Here is an 18,952-nt window from a genome sequence, read left to right as displayed (position 1 = left end):
GACATAGGGTGCGGCGCGTCGGCGCGCCAGCGCCTGAAGGGAGGATGCGGCATGGTCGAGCAGCTTGACGAGGACGCCCGCGCACGCGCGCTCGATGACCTCGATGAATGGGATTATGACGTTTCCCGCGATGCGATCACGCGCAGCCTGGTGTTCGACGATTTCGTCACCGCCTTCGGTTTCATGACGCAGGTCGCGCTGCTGGCCGAGAAGGCCGACCATCATCCCGAATGGTTCAATGTCTGGAACCGCGTCGATATCCTGCTGACCACGCACGACGCCGGCGGCCTCTCGCAGCGCGATATCGATCTCGCCGAAAAGATCGACGCGCTCTACGTGCCGTTCGAGAAGGACTGAGCTTTCCCCCGGCTGCGATGCGCGCGCAGCGGTGCCACCGCGGCGCGCCGAACTGCGTGCGATCGGGGCTGGTCAGCCGTGTCCCGTTCAATTATCATATCAATCAGCTAAAGAGCTGAAGCGGCGCGCATGTCGCCAGACGGGGAGAGGGAAAGATGAAGGGACTGAGGCAGGCGGTTACCACCGCAACCAGTTTGATCGCGCTGCTGGCGCCGGTTGCGGCCTTTGCCCAGCAAACGGATCCGGCCACCGAAGATAGCGCTGCCGCTGCGCCGGAGGCGCCGCCCGAGGACATCGTCGTCACCGGCATCCGTGGCGCGCTGCAGGGCGCGATCAGCCAGAAGCGCGATGCCGACCGGGTGCAGGAGGTGCTCGCCGCCGAAGATCTCGGCAAGCTGCCCGAAGCGAGCATCGCGGAGTCGCTCGCGCGCCTGCCCGGCATCTCGACCAACCGCGATCGCGGCAACGGCACCCAGATCTCGATCCGCGGCCTCGGCCCCAACCTGGTCAACACGTTGCTCAACGGACGCGAGATCGTCTCGGCGGAATCGAGCCGCAACATCCGCTACGAGCAGTTCCCCGCCGAACTGCTCAACGGCGCCTCGATCTACAAGTCGCCCACCGCCGCGCAGGTGGAAGGCGCGATCGCCGGGCAGGTGGACCTGCGCACGGTCAAGCCGCTGGACTACAAGGGCCGCAGCGTTTCGGTGAATGTGCGCGGGATCTTCAGCACCGAGGCGGATCGCGTGCAGGATGCCGATCCGTTCGGCTATGTCGCCAGCATCAGCTATGTCGGCCGGATCAGCGACACGTTGGGCTTCGCGGTCGGCTATTCGGGCCGCAAGCAGGCGGTCGCGACGACGCGCACCAACATCTTCCGCTACGCGGGCAGCTTCACCGACTTCGACGGCGACGGCCTCGGCCAGAACGGGCTGCCGATCACACCCGATTCGCCGAACAACCAGGGCGACGGCATTCCCTTCGGCTTCGAGGCGCTGGCGCGCGGCGGCAATGACGAGCGCCACGGCGCGGTCGGCGTGCTGCAATGGCGCCCGTCGAGCGCGTTCGAGCTCAACGCCGACTTCTTCTACAGCCGCGTCTCGTTCGACGAGACGCAGCGCGGCTTCCGCGTCGAGAACCTGCCCTTCGGCAATGTGCTCAGCGATCCGGTCGTCACCAACGGCTATGTCACCGGCATCACCACGACCAACGCCGGAACGGACTTCGGCCAGGTTGTGCGTGGCGTGAACGAGTCCTTCTTCTTCAAGGACAATCTCTATGCCGGCGGCCTCAACGGCCGCTACGAAGCCGGCGGCTGGGAAGTGCTGGGCGATGTCGGCTATTCGACCACCGATCGCCGCCAGCAGTTTCTCACGCTGCGCACCGAGCCGTTCGGCGTCACCCCGACGACGCGCTTCCAGAGCTTTCGCGGCCGCGCGCCGATCATGACGATCGATACCGACCTCACCAACCCGTCGCTGTATCGCATCGCCGACTTCCAGATCCCGGAAAATGGCGGCGGCGCCCCGCTGATCAACGACGAGCTCTGGTCGGCCTCGTTCGACGTCAAGCGCGAGCTCGGTGGCTTCTTCAAGAACATCCAGTTCGGCGGCCGCTACACCGATCGCAGCAAGGACTATACCCAGCGCACCCAGTTCGGCTTCATCGATCCGGCGCAGCGCGTGCCGGTGCCGGCCGACCTGCTCAACCCCGATTTCCAGTTCGGCGGCGAATATGGATCGCTGCCCGGCGCGCTCTCGATCGACATCCCGGCGGCGTTCGAGCGCTTCTTCGGCGAGGTGAACCCCACCGAATCCTTCTTCGACCAGCGCTTCAGCTGGGTGGTGGGCGAGAAGACCTATGCCGGCTATGGGCAGCTCAACCTCGATGGTGAGCTGTTCGGCATCCCCCTGCTCGGCAATGCCGGCCTGCGGGTGATCCGTACCGAGACGATTTCGCGCAGCACCGAGATCGACCAGACCCAGCAGCCCGACGGCAGCGTGATCGACGTCGCCAATCCGATCGCGGTGCGCAACCAGTTCACCGACTGGCTGCCCAACCTCAACCTCACCTTCCAGCCGACCGACCAGCTCCAGCTCCGCCTGGGCTTCAGCAAGGCGTTGTCGCGCGCGCCGCTGGACGATCTCAACGCGGGCTCGGGCGTGTTCACCTTCAACGGCGTGCCGCAGGGCTTCGGCGGCAACCCGCTGCTCGAACCCTTCCGCGCGACGCAATATGACGCGACGGTCGAATGGTATCTCAACCGCGACACCGCGATCACGCTCGCCGGCTTCTACAAGGATCTCGACACCTTCATCGTCCAGCAGGTGACCGCGGTGACGGTGCCCGATCCCGCCGGCGGCCCGGCGCTGGAGGGCACGTTCCGCCAGCCGGTCAACGGCCAGGGTGGCTCGATCAAGGGCTTCGAGCTCTCCGCGCAGACGGTGTTCAGCTTCCTGCCCTCGCCGTTCGACGGGCTCGGCGTGTTCGCCAACTACAGCTACACCGACAGCAGCATCTCGGTGACCGAGAACGACAATGCGATCGGCAGCATTCCGTTGCCCGGCCTCTCCAAGCATGTCGCCAACCTCGTCGCCTATTACAGCAAGGCCGGGCTCGAGGCGCGCGTCGGCTATCGGTATCGCTCCAGCTATGCGACCGAACTGGGCGATACCGACCGCATCCTGTTCACCGCGCCGGAAGGCGTGCTCGACATGCAGATCAGCTATGAATTCCCCGAAAGTACCCCGCTGGCGGGCGTGCAGGTCATGTTCCAGGGCAACAACCTGACCAACGAGCCCTTCGAAACCTATTATGGCGACCGCAACCTGCAGGGCCGCTACGAGAAGTTCGGCACGCGCTATCTGTTCGGGATCGGCTTCAAGCTGTGATCGCACGGTTCGCGACGATCGCGGCGCTGCTGCTTGCCGGCGGGCCGGTGGCGGCGGCGCCCCTGCCGCCGCTCTACCTCGGTGCGGACCTCTCCTACGTCAACGAGATGGAGGATTGCGGCGCGGTGTTCCGCAAGGGCGGCAAGCCTGCCGATCCGTTCGCATTGCTCCGCGCCGCCGGCGGCAACATCGTGCGCGTCCGCCTGTGGAACGACGCGCGCTGGACGCGCTACAGCGGCTATGACGATGTGCTGAAGACGATCCGGCGCGCCCGCGCCGCCGGGCTGCAGGTGCTGCTCGACTTCCATTATTCGGACGATTGGGCGGATGGCGACAAGCAGCGCGCCCCCGCCGCCTGGGAAAAGCTCGACACCGATGCGCAGGCAGCGGCGCTCCACGCCTTCACCCGCGACACGCTGATGCGGCTGAACGCAGAAGGCCTGATGCCGGAGATGGTGCAGGTCGGCAACGAGACCAATCCGGAGCTGATGGGCGGCGTCAAGGACCGCCCGATCGACTGGCGCCGCAACGCGAAGCTGTTCGCCGCCGGCATCGGCGCGGTGCGCGCGGTCGCGAAGGAAACCGGCACCAGCCCGAAGATCATGCTCCACATCGCGCAGCCCGAACATGTGCTGCCCTGGTTCGATGCGGCGCGCGGCGCGGGGATCACCGATTTCGACGTGATCGGGATCAGCTATTACCGCAAATGGTCGACGCGGACGATGGCGCAGCTCGGCGAGACCATCGCCGAAGCGAAGCGGCGCTACGGCAAGGATGTGATCGTCGTCGAGACTGCCTACCCCTTCACCACCGACAATGGCGACGAGGGCCCGAACCTGCTGGGCGCGGATTCGCTGGTGGACGGCTATCCGGCGACGCCGGAGGGGCAGAAAAAATATCTGGTCGACCTCACCCAGCGCACGATCGACGCGGGCGGCATCGGCCTCGTCTATTGGGAACCGGCCTGGGTCTCGACCGGTTGCAAGACGCGCTGGAGCACCGGATCGAATTGGGAAAATGCCGCGTGGTTCTCGCTCGACACGCATGAGGCGCTGCCGGCGTTCGACTTTCTCGGGCACGATTATCGGCGCTGAGGCGTGCGCCGGAAGCAGATGAGGGGAGACGCATCCGCATCTCCCCTCCGTGTTTCCCCTACTCCGCCGCCGCGAGCGGCTGACGATCGTTGAGCGGCTGTTCGAGCCGGTCGATCATCTCCTTCGGGCAGACCTGCCAGATCTTGTCGCGCCAGCGCAGCCAGTCGTCGAGGATGGTGTTGGACCATTTGCTGTCGGTGGCGACGGCATGTTCGGCGATCAGCGCGCGGCACCGGTTTTCCCAGTGCAGTGAGCCGAAGCGCTGCCAGATGATGCTTTCCGGGTTGGCGCGCTTGGCGAACTCGTCGTTGACGTCAAGGATGAACGCCATGCCGCCGGTCATGCCGGCGCCGAAATTGTCGCCGACCGCGCCCAGGATCACCGCGGTGCCGCCGGTCATATACTCGCAGCCATTCGCGCCGCAGCCTTCGACCACCACGATCGCGCCGGAGTTGCGCACCGCGAAGCGCTCGCCCGCCTGGCCCGCCGCGAACAGCTTGCCCGCGGTCGCACCGTACAGAACGGTGTTGCCGATGATCGTGTTGGACTGGCTCTCCAGCGGAGAGGAGACCATCGGCCGCACCGTGATGATGCCCCCCGAAAGCCCCTTGCCGACATAGTCGTTGGCGTCGCCGAAGACCTCGAGCGTCACCCCCTTGCACAGGAAGGCGCCGAGCGACTGGCCGGCGCTGCCGCGCAGGCGGACGCGGACATGATGGTCCGCCAGCGCCTTCATGCCATAGGCGGCGGTGATTTCCGCCGAGAGGCGCGTGCCGACAGCCCGGTGCGTGTTGCGCACCGTATAGGTCAGCTGCATCTTCTCGCGGCGCCTGAACACCGGCTGCGCGTCATGGATCATCTGCGCGTCGAGGCTGTCGGGAACCTCGTTGCGATTGCCCTCGATGCTGAAGCGGCGCTTGTCGTCGTCCGCATCGACCTTGGCGAGGATCGGGTTGAGGTCGAGATCGTCGAGATGCTCGGCGCCGCGGCTGACCTGGCGGAGCAGATCGGTGCGGCCGACCACGTCGTTGAGGCTGCGATAGCCCAGCCGCGCGAGGATCTCGCGGACTTCCTCGGCGATGAAGGTCATCAGGTTGATGACCTTCTCCGGCGTGCCCGTGAACTTGGCGCGCAGCCGCTCGTCCTGCACGCACACGCCCACCGGGCAGGTGTTGGAATGGCACTGGCGCACCATGATGCAGCCCATGGCGACGAGGCTGAGCGTGCCGATGCCATATTCCTCGGCGCCCAGGATCGCGGCGATGACGATGTCGCGCCCGGTCTTGAGGCCGCCATCGGTGCGCAGCTTCACGCGGTGGCGCAGGCCGTTCAATGTCAGCACCTGATTGACCTCGGACAGGCCCATTTCCCAGGGCGTGCCCGCGTACTTCACCGACGTTTGCGGGGAGGCGCCGGTGCCGCCGACATGGCCGGCAACCAGGATCACGTCGGCGTGCGCCTTCGCCACGCCCGCGGCGACGGTGCCGATGCCGGCCGAGCTGACCAGCTTCACGCACACCTTGGCGCGCGGGTTGATCTGCTTGAGGTCGTAGATGAGCTGCGCCAGATCCTCGATCGAATAGATGTCATGGTGCGGCGGTGGCGAGATCAGCATCACGCCCGGCGTCGAGTGCCTGAGCCTGGCGATGAACTCGGTGACCTTGAAGCCGGGCAACTGGCCGCCCTCGCCGGGCTTGGCGCCCTGCGCGACCTTGATCTCCAGCTCTTCGGCCGCGCCCAGATATTCCGCGGTCACGCCGAAACGGCCCGAGGCGATCTGCTTGACGTTGGAATTGGCGTTGTCGCCATTCTCATAGGGCTGGTAGCGGATCGAATCCTCGCCGCCCTCGCCCGACACGGCCTTGGCGCCGATCCGGTTCATCGCGATCGCCAGCGTCTCGTGCGCCTCCGGGCTCAGCGCGCCCAGCGACATGCCCGGCGTCACGAAGCGCTTGCGGATCTCGGTGATCGCCTCGACCGAATCGATCGGGATCGCTTCCTTGGCGTAGTTGAACTCCAGCAGATCGCGCAGATAGATCGGTGGCAGATCGCGCACCCCGCGCGAGAATTGCAGATAGGTGGAATAGCTGTCGGTCGCGACCGAGGTCTGCAGCAGATGCATCAGCTGCGCCGAATAGGCGTGCGCCTCGCCGCCGTTGCGGTGGCGATAGAAGCCGCCGATCGGCAAGGTCACCACCGCCCTGTCCCACGCCGCCTCGTGGCGGAGCATCGCGTTCAGATGCAGCGAGGCATAGCCCTCGCCGCTGATCTTGGCGGGCATGCCCGGGAACAGATCGTTGACCAGCGCGCGGCTGAGGCCGACCGCCTCGAAATTATAGCCGCCGCGATAGGAGGAGATCACCGCGATCCCCATCTTGGCCATGATCTTGAGCAGGCCGTCGTCGATCGCCTTGCGGTGACGCTTCAGGCAGTCGGCGAACGACCGCTCGCCGAACAGGCCGCGGCCATGGCGATCGGCGATCGCGGCTTCCGCCAGATAGGCGTTCACCGTCGTCGCGCCGACGCCGATCAGCACCGCATAATAATGCGTGTCGAGGCATTCCGCGGTGCGGACGTTGATGCTGGCGTAGCTGCGCAGGCCCTTGCGGACGAGGTGGGTGTGCACCGCGGCAGCCGCGAGCACGCCGGCGATCGCCACCCGCTCCGGGCCCACGCCCGCGTCGGTCAGGAACAATTCGGTCTTGCCCTCGCGCACCGCCTGCTCGGCTTCCGCGCGGATGCGCGCGATCGCCGCGCGCAGCGAATCGGGCGCGCCGCCGGAAGTGAAGGTGCAGTCGATTTCGGCGACCTGCTTGCCGAAATGCGCCTTCAGCCGATCCCAGTCGGCACAGGTCAGCACCGGCGAATCGAGTACCAGCACATCCTGCCGGCCGCGTTCGGTGTCGAGGATGTTTGCCAGATTGCCGAACCGCGTCTTGAGGCTCATCACCTGCGTCTCGCGCAGCGAGTCGATCGGCGGGTTGGTCACCTGGCTGAAATTCTGGCGGAAGAAATGGCTGATCATCCGCGGCTTGTCGGAAATGACGGCCAGCGGCGTGTCGTCGCCCATCGACCCGATCGCCTCCTTGGCGTCGTCGACCATCGGCGCGAGGATCAGCTCCATGTCTTCCAGCGTCTGCCCGGCGGCGACCTGGCGGCGGATCAGTTCTGCGCGTTCCCATTGCGGCGTCGCGCTCTCCGCCGGCTTGGGCAGGTCGTCCATCGTCAGGAAGCCGCCGATCATGTCGGCATAGGCGTGCTCGCCCGCGATCCGGTCCTTGATCTGGCGGTCGTGGTAGAGTTCGCCCTCGTCGAGGTCGATCGCGATCATCTCGCCCGGCCCGAGCCGGCCCTTGCGGACCACCGTCGATTCGGGGACGACGACCATGCCGGTCTCCGACCCCACGATCAGCAGGCCGTCGATCGTCTCGGTGTAGCGCAGCGGGCGCAGCGCGTTGCGGTCCATGCCGGCGACCACCCAGCGGCCATCGGTCATCGCCAGCGCGGCCGGGCCGTCCCACGGCTCCATCACGCTCGCGAGATACTCGTACATCGCACGATGCGCCGGCGGCATGTCCTCATTCTGCTGCCACGCCTCGGGGACGAGCATCAGCTTGGCGGTCGGTGCGTCGCGGCCCGAACGGCAGATCGTCTCGAACACGGCGTCGAGCGCGGCGGTGTCGCTGGCCCCCGCCGGGATCACCGGCTTGATGTCCTCCGAATGCTCGCCGAAGGCGAGGCTCGCCATCCGGATCTCGTGAGACTTCATCCAGTTCTTGTTGCCGCGGATCGTGTTGATCTCGCCATTGTGCGCCAGCGTGCGGAACGGTTGGGCCAGCCACCATTGCGGGAAGGTGTTGGTGGAATAACGCTGGTGGAAGATCGCGACGCGCGAGACGAAGCGGTCATCGGTCAGGTCCGGATAGAAGACCGACAGGCTCTCCGCGAGGAACAGCCCCTTGTAGATGATCGACCGGCACGACAGCGAGCAGATGTAGAAGCCCGAGATCTGGGCCTCGATCACCTTGCGCTCGATCCGCCGGCGGATGAGGTAGAGATTCTTCTCGAACTCGGCGGCGTCCTGGTCGGCGGGCAGGGGGCCCGCGATCATGATCTGCTCGATCTCGGGGCGCGTCGCCTGCGCCTTCTGGCCGATCACCGACACGTCGACGGGCACCTGGCGCCAGCCATAGATGGTGTAGCCGGCCTCGATGATCTCGCTCTCGACGATCGTGCGGCAGTTTTCCTGCGCCCCCAAATCGGTGCGCGGCAGGAACACCATGCCGACCGCGAGGCGGTTCGGCCGCGGGCGGTGGCCCGAATCGGCGATCGCATCGTCGAAGAAGCGGACGGGCAGGTCGACGTGGATGCCGGCGCCGTCGCCGGTCTTGCCGTCGGCATCGACCGCGCCGCGGTGCCACACCGCCTTCAGCGCGTCGATCGCGCTCGCGACCACGCGGCGCGACGGCTTGCCGTCGGTCGCCGCGACCAGACCCACGCCGCACGCGTCGCCCTCGAACTCGGGGCGGTACATGCCTTCTCGGGCGATGCGCTCACGCTCGATTTCGTTGATCATCACTGCTCTCCAGACTTCTTGCTTGCAGCGAGTGCGCGCTGCAGTTCCTCAGCATCCTGAGGCATATGTTCCATCATCTTCCGGGCGGATTCGCGTTGCCATGCCTGCACGTCCGGATCGCTCATGATCTTCATCGATTCGCGGGCGTAGGTCCGTCCGGTCGGCGTTCTGAAGAAGGCGTTGATCTCGTCGAGCTGCGGCGCGGTGAAGCGGCGAGCATAGGCGCGGGTCATCGCGGCGATCATGCCCGGCATCATTTCCTTGAGCTGCGTACTGGCGCGCTGGGTGATGCGATCCATGTACGCGCGCATGACCTGTTCGGCGCCGGGATCCTTGCTCAGTTCCGCCATGCCGGGCGATTCCATGATGCCCTGCCAGGTGGCTTGGAGCATCGGCCCCATCATCCCGTCGATCATCGCCTCGCGCTCGGCGGGGGGCAGCATCGTGTCGATCACGCGCCCTGCCGCCGCCAGCCGTGCGGAATCGAGCGCCTCGGCGGTTGCCGCCTGCTGCGCCAGGGCCGGCGCGGCGGGGAGCAATGCAAGCGCCAGAGCGAGCGCCGCGCCGCGCATCATGCCGCAACCCTTTCCTTCTGGGCGGCTTCTGCCTTCTTGGTCTTCAAATAGGCGTGCATGCGCTCGGCCACGTCGCGGCCGTCGCGGATCGCCCACACCACCAGGCTCGCGCCGCGGACGATGTCGCCGGCAGCGAATACGCCGTCGAGGCTGGTCTGCATCGTCTTGTGATCGACGCGCAGCGTGCCCCAGCGGGTGACCGAGAGGTCGTCCGCGCCGAACAGCTTGGGTAGGTCCTCGGCGTCGAAGCCGAGCGCCTTGATCACCAGATCGGCTTCGAGGCGGAATTCGCTGCCATGATCGGGCTCGGGCGCGCGGCGGCCGCTCGCATCGGGCGCGCCCAGCCGCATCTTGATCGCGCGGACGCCGGCGACATGCTCGGTGCCGTCGAACGCCTCGGGGGCGGAGAGCCAGACGAACTCGACGCCCTCCTCCTCGGCATTCTTCACCTCGTTCTGCGAACCCGGCATGTTCTGCCGGTCGCGGCGATAGAGGCACTTCACCGAGGCGGCGCCCTGGCGGATCGCGGTGCGTACGCAGTCCATCGCGGTGTCGCCGCCGCCGATCACGACGATGTTCTTGCCGTCGGCGTTGAGCGCGCCCTCGTCGAACGCCGGCACCGTATCGCCGAAGCTCTTGCGGTTGGAGGCGGTGAGATAGTCGAGCGCGTCGATCACGCCCGGCGCGCCGACGCCCGGCGCCTTGATCGCGCGCGGCTTGTAGACGCCGGTGGCGACCAGCATTGCGTCGTGGCGGTCGCGCAGTTCGGCAAGCTTGGCGTCCCGGCCGACGTCGAAGCCTTCATGGAAGACGATGCCGGCATCCTTGAGCCGCTGGACGCGGCGCATGACGACATGCTTCTCGAGCTTGAAGCCGGGGATGCCGTAGGTCAGCAGCCCGCCGGCCCGGTCGTAGCGGTCGTAGACATGGACTTCATAGCCCTGCGCGCGCAGCAGCTCGGCGGCGGTGAGGCCGGCCGGACCCGCGCCGATGATGCCGACCGACTGGCCGCGATCGGGGAGGGGGCGGATCGGCTCGACCCAGCCTTCCTCCCACGCAGTGTCGGTGATGAACTTCTCGACCGAGCCGATGGTGACCGCGCCGTGGCCGGAGAACTCGATCACGCAATTGCCTTCACACAGCCGGTCCTGCGGGCAGATGCGGCCGCAGATCTCGGGCATGGTCGAGGTCGCGTTGGACAGTTCATAGGCTTCGCGCAGCCGGCCTTCCGCCGTCAGCCGCAGCCAGTCGGGGATATGGTTGTGGAGCGGGCAATGCACCGAGCAATAGGGCACGCCGCATTGCGAGCAGCGTGCTGCCTGTTCTTCCGCCTTCGGCACCGCGAAGCGCTCGGCGATCTCACGGAAATCCTCCGCGCGCGCCTCGGCGGGGCGCTTGTCCGGATAGGACTGCCCGGTGACGACGAACTTCAACATGGGATTCTCGGCCATACGCCCTCCTGAGCGTTCGCATACGCACAGGAGGGCGGCCAAGTCACGTGCAAATCGAGCAATAAGACAGCTATGCTGTCCTATATGACGGTAAGTTGTTCGCTTCTGATGCCGATCTGTAACGTGCGCGGGATCAATAGGTCCGTTACGGACTTATTTCGCCAGCAACCAGATCAGCGCCGCCGTGCCGGCGATGATCCGGTACCAGGCGAACGGCGCGAAACCGTAACGCGTGACGACCGCCATGAACGCCTTCACCACCACCACGGCGACGATGAAGGACACGACGAAGCCGATGCCGATCAGCCCCATCATGTCCGATGTGACCGCGTCGCGATGCTTGAAGAGCTGGAGCGCGGTCGCGCCGGTCAGGGTCGGCAGCGCGAGGAAGAAGCTGAACTCGGCGGCGGTGCGGCGATCGATGCCGAACGCCATCGCGCCCATGATCGTCGCGCCCGAACGGCTGACGCCGGGGATCATCGCGATGCACTGGACGAGGCCGATCTTGATCGACTGGCCGGCGGTGACCGCGGAGATGCCGCCCACCTCGTGCGTCTTGGCCAGCCGTTCGATGATCAGGATGGCGACGCCGCCGATGATCAGCGACCAGGCGACCACCACCGCATTTTCCAGCAGCGCGTCGATCTGGTCGGCAAAGATCAGCCCCAGCGCGACCGCGGGGATGAAGGCGATCAGCAGGTTGCGGACGAAGGCGATCGAATTCTTCTCGCCCTTCAACAGCCCGGTGAGCACGGCGATGAACGTCCGCCAGTAGAGCACGACGATCGCGAGGATCGCGCCGGGCTGGATCGCGATGTTGAACACCGCCCAGTCCTCGGCCCTGAAGCCGAGCAGTTCGGTGGCGAGGATCAGGTGGCCGGTCGAGGATACCGGCAGGAACTCGGTGATGCCCTCGACGATACCGAGCAGGATCGCGGTGATGATGTCCGACATGCGCCAGGCAGGCCTTTCAGTCGCTGGCCGGGCGCCCCGCGGGCGCGGGTTGCCGGGCGGGGGAAGAGGGTCGGCGAACGCGCTGCCCGCCCCGAAGGGCGGGCAGGAACATGGCTAGGCGATCAGGCGGCGCTCTTGCGGCCGAAGCGGCCGTTGCGCTGGTAAAGCACCAGCCAGCCGGGCGCGACTGCGGCGAGCGGCGTCGCGGCGACGCCGAGCGCGCCCAGGCCGTCGGCACCGGGCGCCACGACATTGTCGTGCTGGAGCATCAGCCACTGGTCGACCGTGATCGGTGCGCCGGGCAGCCAGCCGGTCAGCTTCGCCAGCGCGCCGCCGATCGAATCGGGCACCTCCACGAAGTTCGGCGCGCGATGCGTTTCGGAGGCGATCCAGCGCTGCAGTTCCATCATGCTCAGCACGTCGGGGCCGCCGAGCTCGAAGGTCTTGCCCGCGAAGTCGCCCGGCTGCTCGACCGCGGCGCGCACGGCGCGCGCCACGTCGCCCGCGAACACCGGCTGGAACTTCACCGCGGACCGCAGCACCGGAACCACCGGCGCGCTCTGCATCGCCGCGAACCGGTTGATGAACTGGTCTTCCCGGCCGAACACGATCGAAGGACGCAGGATCGTCGCGCCGGGGAAGGCCGCACGCACCCGCGCCTCGCCCGCTGCCTTGCTGCGCCCATAGGCGGACGCCGAAGCGGCATCCGCGCCGATCGCGGAGATGTGGACGAGCGATTCGGCGCCCGCAGCCGCAGCCGCCTCGGCGACGTTTGCAGCGCCCTCGACGTGGAACGCCTCGAAGTCGCCCTTGAGAATGCCGACGAAATTCACGACCGCATCGGAACCCTGTAGCGCGCGCGCCACTGTGGCGGGCTTGCGGATGTCCGCCGCGACGAACTGCGTCTGGCCGAGATTGCCCTGCGACTTCAGATACCAAGCCTTGCGGGGATCGCGTTCGACGATGCGCACGCGCCAGCCGGCCTTGAGCAGCGCCCTGACGGCATAGCGGCCAAGGAATCCGCTGCCGCCCACCAGCGTCACCAGCCTGTTGTCGATGCTCACTCTCGCCTCCTGATGTTGCGGTGCACCCTTGCCCCATCGATATGACCGTTGACAAGGCCGCAAGCGACGTCTAGCTGCCGCGGCCTACCCCGTGCCCAGATGGCGGAATTGGTAGACGCACCAGCTTCAGGTGCTGGCGATCGCAAGGTCGTGGAGGTTCGAGTCCTCTTCTGGGCACCATCACCTTCGGCAGCGTCGAAGGGCCAAAAAGGCCGCAGCATCTGCGGCCTTTTTTCTTTGACCGAGGCGCGGGTGGTGGCTGCGCCGCGAGGCTGGATGACCGGAAGTCGGATGTTCGAACTGAGCAAACAGTTTCGTTTCGAGGCGGCACATACGCTGAACCGCATGATCGAAGCCGAATCGAGCCGGCGCATCCACGGCCACAGCTATCGCGCCGAGGTGGCGGTCCGCGGCCGGCCCGATCCGGCAACCGGCATGATCGTGGACCTCGGCCTGCTCGAACGCGCGATCGCCGAGGCGCGCGAGGCGCTCGACCATCGCTTCCTCGACGAGGTCGAGGATCTGGGCCCTGCCACGATGGAAAATCTCAGCCGCTGGATCTGGGATCGGCTGCGCCCGAGCGTCGCCAGCCTGACGCGCGTGACCGTCTATCGCGATTCGAGCGGAGACGCCTGCTCCTATTGGGGTGATGCCGCCGCGGCGTAAGCGCGCGCCAGCCGATTCGCCGCTTCGACCGCCGGTCATCGCGATCCTTTCCGCTCCTTCGCTTTTTCTGCCGCAGTGCAGCGAACAAATGGCCGCGTCGGTCGTTGGTCGGTCTCTGACCGGCAACAAGAGGGTGCGGATGTCGTTCGACTGGAATTTCGAATGGATGCACTGGCTGGCAGTGGTCCTGACGCTCGGCATCGCCGTGTTCGTCGCGGTGGCCGTCCACTGGCTGGGCATGGCGCTGCTCAAGCGCATCGCGCGGCGGACGACCAGTTTCATCGACGACGTTCTCGTCGACCGCCTCAAGCAGCCGCTGCGCTGGCTGTTGATCGTGATTGCGGTGGGCGCGGTGCAACCGTCGCTCAACCTCGATCCGCCGATCGCCGAGGCCGTGCGGCGCGTGCTGGGGCTGACCGCGCCGGCGCTGCTCGGATGGCTGGTCATCTCGATGCTGGGCGCGCTCAACGACATCACCCAGCGCCGCTACGATATCAGTGCTGCCGACAACCTCACCGCGCGCCGCCGCCGCACGCGCGCCGGCATCCTCTATCGCATCTCGATCTTCGTCGTCCTGCTGATCACCTTCTGCCTGATGCTGATGTCGATCCCCAGCGTCCGCACCGTCGGCGTGACGATCGCCGCCTCCGCGGGGCTCGCCGCGCTGGCCGTCGGCGCCGCGGCGCAGCCCGCGCTCAAGAACCTGATCGCCGGCATCCAGATGGCCTTCACCGAGCCGATCCGCATCGACGATGTGGTCATCATGGACAATGAATGGGGGCGGATCGAAGATATCCGCCTGACCTATGTCGTGGTGCGGATCTGGGACGATCGCCGGCTGGTCGTGCCGGTCAGCAAATTTCTCGAGCAAAGCTTCCAGAACTGGACGCGCGAAACCAGCGCGCTGCTCGGCACCGCCTTCCTGCGCCTCGATCCCACCGCCGACGTCGCGCGCATCCGCACCAAGCTGGAAGAGGTGGTGAAGGCCAATCCGCTGTGGGACGGGCGCGTCATCGTGCTGCATGTGACCGAGCTTTACGCCGATCACATGGAACTGCGCTGCCTGGTTTCCGCGTCGGATGCGGGCCGCGCGTTCGACCTGCGCTGCGACGTGCGCGAGGCGCTGATCACGTGGATCGCGCGGGAAGCACCCGAATGGCTGGTGCGCACGCGCGGCGAATTGCGCGGCCTGCCCGGGGAAGGCGCGAAAGGCTTCGTCACGGCGGACTGAGCGTCCGCTGCGGCCGCGTCCGCCACGCCCTAGTCGACCATCGCCTCCACCGTGTCGAGCGCGCTGGTGAAGCGCCGCAGCCACCAGAACACGTCCTCGCGCTGGATATTCTCGTTCAGCGCCTGCCAGCGGGCGACGCGCTCCTCACGGGGCATCTTGAGCGCCAGCGCGATGGCATCCGAGATTTCCTCGGCGCTGTAGGGGTTGACCAGCACCGCTTCGGTCAACTGCTCGGCCGCGCCCGCGAAGCGCGACAGGATCAGCACGCCGGGATCCTCCGGATCCTGCGCCGCGACATATTCCTTGGCAACGAGATTGAGTCCGTCGCGAAGCGGCGTCACCAACCCGATCCGGGCCGCGCGATAGATGCCGGCGAGAACGTCGCGCGGATAGCCCTGGTTGACGTAGCGCAGCGGCACCCAGTCGATATCGGCATAGGCGCCGTTGATCCGCCCGGAGAGCCCGTCCAACGCCGTCCGGATCTTCTGATAGGTTTCCACCGCCGCCCGGCTGGGCGGTGCGATCTGCAGGAGGAACACCTCCTTGCGCTCTTCGGGATGTTCCTGAAGGAAGCGCTCATAGCCGAGGAAGCGTTCCTCCAGCCCCTTCGAATAGTCCAGCCGGTCGACCCCCACGATCATGTCGCGGCCCACCGCACTGTCGCGCATCTGGCGGAAGCTCAGGCGCGCGCGCGGGGAGGCGGCGAGCGCGGTGAAATCCTCGGCGTCGATGCCGATCGGGCTGGCGATCATCCGCACCGTGCGGCCGTTGAGGCTCAGCGTCTCGCCGTCGGAGGTCGCCCCCAGGATGTTGACCGCACCTTCCTCGAAGCTGCGCAGCCATTCCTCGGTGTGGAAGCCGACGAGGTCATAGGCGAACAGCGTTTCCAGCAGTTCGCGCGCCTCCGGCAAGGTCGTCAGCAGGCGGGGCGGCGGCCACGGAATATGGAGGAAGAAGCCCATCCGGTTGCGGCAGCCGCGCTTGCGCAGCTCCTCGCCCAGCGGGAACATGTGATAATCCTGGATCCAGATCCGGTCTTCGGGCTCGATCAGCGGGCGCGCGGTTTCCGCCAGCCGCTCGTTGACGCGCTGATAGCCGCCCGCGAAGCTGCGCTCATATTCCGCCAGGTCGATGCGGTAATGGAACAGCGGCCACAGCGTCCGGTTGGCATAGCCGTCATAATATTCCTCGACATCATGTTCCTCGAGGTCGACGGTCGCGGTGGTGTAGCCTTCGCCGCGCTGGAAGCTGAGCTGCCCGGTGAATTCTTCGGTCACCTCGCCCGACCAGCCGAACCAGATCCCGCCCGCCTCCTGCAAGGCGGAGGAAAGCGCGACGGCGAGCCCGCCCTGCGCGCCCGAATGCGAGGTGGTGGGCGCGGCGACGCGATTCGAGATGACGATCAGCCGGCTCATCGTGCGGAGGTCCAGGGTCGACTGAGCAGCCCGGCGCAGTTGATCATCCCCACCAGTGAATAAGTCTGTGGATAATTGCCCCACAACTCGTTGGTGATGGGGTCGATATCCTCGGAAAGCAGCCCGGCGCCGGTGCGACGGCTCAGCATCTCCTCGAACAGCGCCCGCGCTTCCTCGCTGCGCCCGGTGAGCTGAAGCGCCTCGATGAACCAGAAGGTGCACACGTTGAACGCCGTCTCCGGCATGCCGAAATCATCTTCCTCGGCATAACGCAGCATGTGCGATCCGCGGCGGAGCCCGGCCTCGACCGCGGTGAGCGTGCCGCGGAAGCGGGGATCGTCGGGGGAGAGGAAACGCAGGTCGAGCAGCTGGAGCAGGCTCGCGTCGAGGACGCTGCCCTCGAACGTCGCCGACATCAGCTTCTCGTCCTCGCGCCACGCCGCGGCTTCGATGCGTTCGCGGATCTGCGCGGCGCGCTCCGACCAGTATTGGCGCTTTTCGGTGAGGCCCAGCGCATCGGCGGCGTTGGCCATGCGGTCGCACGCCGCCCAGCACATCGCCGCGGAATAGGTGTGGACATTCTGGCGCGTTCGCAGCTCCCACAGCCCGGCATCGGGTTTGTCGTGCAGCGCGAAGGCGCGTTCCGCCACCTTCTCGAGCGCCTCGAAATCCTCGATGCCCGCCATGCGGAACAGGCGCTGGTCGAAGAAGGCCTGCACGTTGCACAGCACGATCTGGCCATAGGCATCGTGCTGGATCTGCTCATAGGCCTGGTTGCCGACGCGCACCGGCCCCATGCCGCGATAGCCCGGCAGCGCCGGTGCGGTCCGTTCCTCGAGCATCGCTTCGCCCAGCACGCCGTAGAGCGGCTGGATATGGCCGCCATGCGCCGAATCGACGATGTTGCGCAGATAGCCGAGATAGCCTTCCAGTACGTCGAGCGCGCCCAGCCGGTTGAGCGCCTGCACGGTGTAATAGGCGTCGCGGATCCAGCAATAGCGATAGTCCCAGTTGCGCCCGGTATCCGAGCCCACGGGAATCGGATGTTCGGGCACCGACGTGGTCAGCGCGGCGACGATCGCGCCGGTCTCCTCATGCTGGCACAGCTTGAGCGTGATCGCGGAACGAATCACCACATCCTGCCATTCGAGCGGCGTGGCGAGACCGCGCACCCATTCCTGCCATTCGCGCGCGGTTTCCCCCAGCATCCATTCGACGGTGGAGCCCACATCGTCCTCGAACCCCTCGTCGGGCCCGAGGAAGAAATAGAGCGGCCGTTCGACGCGGAACCAGCGTTCCTCCTGGATCATCCCCACCGCCGCGGTGGTGGTCAGCCGCAACGTCGTGCTGTCGAGGCGGAAGCGGATATGGTTGGAGCCGCTGGTGGTCTCCACCGCGCCGCCGTCCCAGCCGCGCGTCGGCTCCAGCTTGACGCGGATCCGCGGGGATCCCGAAAGCGGGCGGACGATGCGGGCATAGGCCACCGGCCGGTAATAGCGGCCGCGGCGGCGGAAGCGCGGGCAGAAATCGATCACCTCGATCGCATTGCCGGCAGCATCGCTGTGGCGGGTGACGAGGATGGGCGTGTTGCGGCGATAGGATTGCGAGACCGCGGTGCCGCCGTCCAGCTCGATCGACCAGATGCCCTTCTCCTGCGTGTTGCCCAGGAGCGCGGAAAACAGCGGGTCGCCATCGACGCGCGGCACGCAGCCCCACACGAAGCTGCCGGCGCTGTCGACCAGCGCGCTGACCTGGCAGTTGCCGATCGGCCAGAGGTCGAGGTTGGCGGTCATGCGATCTCCCTGCATGCAGTGTCGAGCCAGACGCGCACGGCGGCGACATCTGCCAGATGATAGCGTGCATTGGTCGCGCGCGGCGGTCCCACGAGAACGCCGGCGCCGCCCAGTGCCTCCGCTGCGACGAAACCCGGCTCGTCGGTATCGTCGTCGCCGAGGAACACGGGCACGCTGCCCTTCATGCCGGGTGAGGCCATCAGCCGGCGCAGCGCGCTGCCCTTGTCGGCACCGGGGGCGCGCAACTCGAACATCATCTTGCCGGTCTGGAGCTTGAGGCCGGTGCGCGCGGCGAGCGCATGCGCCAGTTCGGCGGCGTCCCCGGCGGCATCGGGGGCGAGGCGGAAATGAAGACCGACGCCGAGCGGCTTGCGCTCGACCAGCACACCGGGGCGGCTCGCGGCGAACCCGTCCATCTCGGTTTCGGCGATGGCGAGCGCGGCGGGGCGCTCCGGCGCCTCGATGCGGCCGTCGCCCCAATAGAGTTCGAGGCCGTGGCTGCCTGCGACGGCCAGCGTTTCGACGCCGATCAGCCGCTGGAGCTCACCGACCGCGCGACCGCTGATCAGGGCGACGCGGCCACCGAAGGCCAGGTCGAGGCAGGCGAGGGTTTGCCGCAACGGATCGTCGACGGAAACCGAATCGGGGGTTGGCGCGATTTCGACGAGGGTTCCGTCAAAATCGAGGAGCAGGCTGGCGCCCGTGAGGATGTCGATCGGCGGAGGAGACAGGCTGTCGGGTTCGCGGAGGGGCATCGGATCCTATGCTGACGATGGCGGACGCCGGAGTCAAAGCATGACGGATGCGAAATGTTCCGCTGCAGCGCACAAATTTATGGCTTGCTGCGCGAGCGCGCCGCTTCAACCCCTCCCCTTCAGGGGAGGG

General features: G+C 66.8%; 13 protein-coding genes and 1 tRNA gene. 6 read left to right on the top strand and 8 right to left on the bottom strand.

Annotation, left to right across the window (positions count from 1 at the left end; translation table 11 throughout):
- The first annotated feature begins 51 nt into the window (after nucleotides 1-51).
- The 3 genes from NX02_RS22205 (at nucleotide 52) to NX02_RS22195 (ending at nucleotide 4,342) form a co-directional block, all read left to right on the top strand.
- Complete coding sequence (locus NX02_RS22205; RefSeq protein ID WP_025294361.1) at nucleotides 52-357, top strand: 4a-hydroxytetrahydrobiopterin dehydratase; 306 nt, start codon at nucleotides 52-54, stop codon at nucleotides 355-357.
- Nucleotides 358-512: 155 nt separating this feature from the next.
- Nucleotides 513-3,248 (top strand): TonB-dependent receptor, encoded by a 2,736-nt coding sequence (locus NX02_RS22200; RefSeq protein ID WP_025294360.1) that lies wholly within the window; start codon nucleotides 513-515, stop codon nucleotides 3,246-3,248.
- Entirely contained in the window at nucleotides 3,245-4,342 is a 1,098-nt protein-coding gene (locus NX02_RS22195) for a glycoside hydrolase family 53 protein (protein ID WP_039996780.1), read from the top strand. Before NX02_RS22200 ends, NX02_RS22195 begins: the two co-directional genes overlap by 4 nt.
- A 58-nt stretch (nucleotides 4,343-4,400) precedes the next feature.
- Here NX02_RS22195 and gltB read toward each other — a convergent pair whose 3' ends face one another.
- The 5 genes from gltB to NX02_RS22170 form a co-directional block, all read right to left on the bottom strand.
- Nucleotides 4,401-8,918, bottom strand: a complete 4,518-nt coding sequence (gltB, locus tag NX02_RS22190; RefSeq protein WP_025294359.1) for a glutamate synthase large subunit — start codon at nucleotides 8,916-8,918, stop codon at nucleotides 4,401-4,403.
- Nucleotides 8,918-9,493 carry a DUF2059 domain-containing protein gene (locus NX02_RS22185; protein WP_025294358.1) on the bottom strand — a complete coding sequence of 192 codons (576 nt, stop codon included), beginning with the start codon at nucleotides 9,491-9,493 and terminating at the stop codon, nucleotides 8,918-8,920. The genes gltB and NX02_RS22185 overlap by 1 nt, the downstream gene beginning before the upstream one ends.
- A complete protein-coding gene (locus tag NX02_RS22180) occupies nucleotides 9,490-10,944 on the bottom strand; it encodes an NAD(P)-dependent oxidoreductase (RefSeq protein WP_025294357.1) in 1,455 nt (484 codons plus the stop codon). Before NX02_RS22180 ends, NX02_RS22185 begins: the two co-directional genes overlap by 4 nt.
- Before the next feature lie 153 nt (nucleotides 10,945-11,097).
- On the bottom strand, nucleotides 11,098-11,898 hold the full coding sequence (locus NX02_RS22175; protein ID WP_025294356.1) for an undecaprenyl-diphosphate phosphatase: 801 nt from the start codon (nucleotides 11,896-11,898) through the stop codon (nucleotides 11,098-11,100).
- A gap of 122 nt (nucleotides 11,899-12,020) precedes the next feature.
- Nucleotides 12,021-12,956 carry a complex I NDUFA9 subunit family protein gene (locus NX02_RS22170; protein WP_025294355.1) on the bottom strand — a complete coding sequence of 312 codons (936 nt, stop codon included), beginning with the start codon at nucleotides 12,954-12,956 and terminating at the stop codon, nucleotides 12,021-12,023.
- Between the two features lie 99 nt (nucleotides 12,957-13,055).
- On the opposite strand from NX02_RS22170, the gene NX02_RS22165 reads away from it, so the two are divergent.
- The 3 genes from NX02_RS22165 (at nucleotide 13,056) to NX02_RS22155 (ending at nucleotide 14,859) form a co-directional block, all read left to right on the top strand.
- Nucleotides 13,056-13,142 (top strand) — tRNA-Leu (locus NX02_RS22165).
- 96 nt (nucleotides 13,143-13,238) lie between these two features.
- Nucleotides 13,239-13,628: a 6-pyruvoyl trahydropterin synthase family protein gene (locus tag NX02_RS22160; RefSeq protein WP_245648675.1), complete on the top strand. Its 390-nt coding sequence runs from the start codon at nucleotides 13,239-13,241 to the stop codon at nucleotides 13,626-13,628.
- A gap of 139 nt (nucleotides 13,629-13,767) precedes the next feature.
- On the top strand, nucleotides 13,768-14,859 hold the full coding sequence (locus NX02_RS22155; RefSeq protein ID WP_025294353.1) for a mechanosensitive ion channel family protein: 1,092 nt from the start codon (nucleotides 13,768-13,770) through the stop codon (nucleotides 14,857-14,859).
- 29 nt (nucleotides 14,860-14,888) lie between these two features.
- Here the strand turns inward: NX02_RS22155 and NX02_RS22150 are convergent, their stop codons facing one another.
- The 3 genes from NX02_RS22150 to otsB are packed head-to-tail and all read right to left on the bottom strand — an operon-like array spanning nucleotide 14,889 to nucleotide 18,822.
- A complete protein-coding gene (locus NX02_RS22150; protein WP_025294352.1) occupies nucleotides 14,889-16,274 on the bottom strand; it encodes an alpha,alpha-trehalose-phosphate synthase (UDP-forming) in 1,386 nt (461 codons plus the stop codon).
- Nucleotides 16,271-18,067: a glycoside hydrolase family 15 protein gene (locus tag NX02_RS22145; protein ID WP_025294351.1), complete on the bottom strand. Its 1,797-nt coding sequence runs from the start codon at nucleotides 18,065-18,067 to the stop codon at nucleotides 16,271-16,273. Before NX02_RS22145 ends, NX02_RS22150 begins: the two co-directional genes overlap by 4 nt.
- Nucleotides 18,064-18,822, bottom strand: a complete 759-nt coding sequence (gene otsB / locus NX02_RS22140) for a trehalose-phosphatase (protein WP_025294350.1) — start codon at nucleotides 18,820-18,822, stop codon at nucleotides 18,064-18,066. The genes NX02_RS22145 and otsB overlap by 4 nt, the downstream gene beginning before the upstream one ends.
- Between the last annotated feature and the right edge of the window lie 130 nt (nucleotides 18,823-18,952).

The organism is Sphingomonas sanxanigenens DSM 19645 = NX02 (assembly GCF_000512205.2).
GTDB lineage: Bacteria > Pseudomonadota > Alphaproteobacteria > Sphingomonadales > Sphingomonadaceae > Sphingomonas_D > Sphingomonas_D sanxanigenens.
The sequence above is the reverse complement of the archived record's forward strand: the minus strand, read 5'-3'. Positions and strand labels throughout refer to the sequence as shown.

Coding starts and splice junctions, on each gene's coding strand:
- NX02_RS22205 (WP_025294361.1), top strand. CDS start 52: ATGGTCGAGCAGCTTGACGAGGACGCCCGCGCACGCGCGCTCGATGAC.
- NX02_RS22200 (WP_025294360.1), top strand. CDS start 513: ATGAAGGGACTGAGGCAGGCGGTTACCACCGCAACCAGTTTGATCGCG.
- gltB (WP_025294359.1), bottom strand. CDS start 8,918: ATGATCAACGAAATCGAGCGTGAGCGCATCGCCCGAGAAGGCATGTAC.
- NX02_RS22185 (WP_025294358.1), bottom strand. CDS start 9,493: ATGATGCGCGGCGCGGCGCTCGCTCTGGCGCTTGCATTGCTCCCCGCC.
- NX02_RS22180 (WP_025294357.1), bottom strand. CDS start 10,944: ATGGCCGAGAATCCCATGTTGAAGTTCGTCGTCACCGGGCAGTCCTAT.
- NX02_RS22175 (WP_025294356.1), bottom strand. CDS start 11,898: ATGTCGGACATCATCACCGCGATCCTGCTCGGTATCGTCGAGGGCATC.
- NX02_RS22160 (WP_245648675.1), top strand. CDS start 13,239: ATGACCGGAAGTCGGATGTTCGAACTGAGCAAACAGTTTCGTTTCGAG.
- NX02_RS22155 (WP_025294353.1), top strand. CDS start 13,768: ATGTCGTTCGACTGGAATTTCGAATGGATGCACTGGCTGGCAGTGGTC.
- NX02_RS22150 (WP_025294352.1), bottom strand. CDS start 16,274: ATGAGCCGGCTGATCGTCATCTCGAATCGCGTCGCCGCGCCCACCACC.
- NX02_RS22145 (WP_025294351.1), bottom strand. CDS start 18,067: ATGACCGCCAACCTCGACCTCTGGCCGATCGGCAACTGCCAGGTCAGC.
- otsB (WP_025294350.1), bottom strand. CDS start 18,822: ATGCCCCTCCGCGAACCCGACAGCCTGTCTCCTCCGCCGATCGACATC.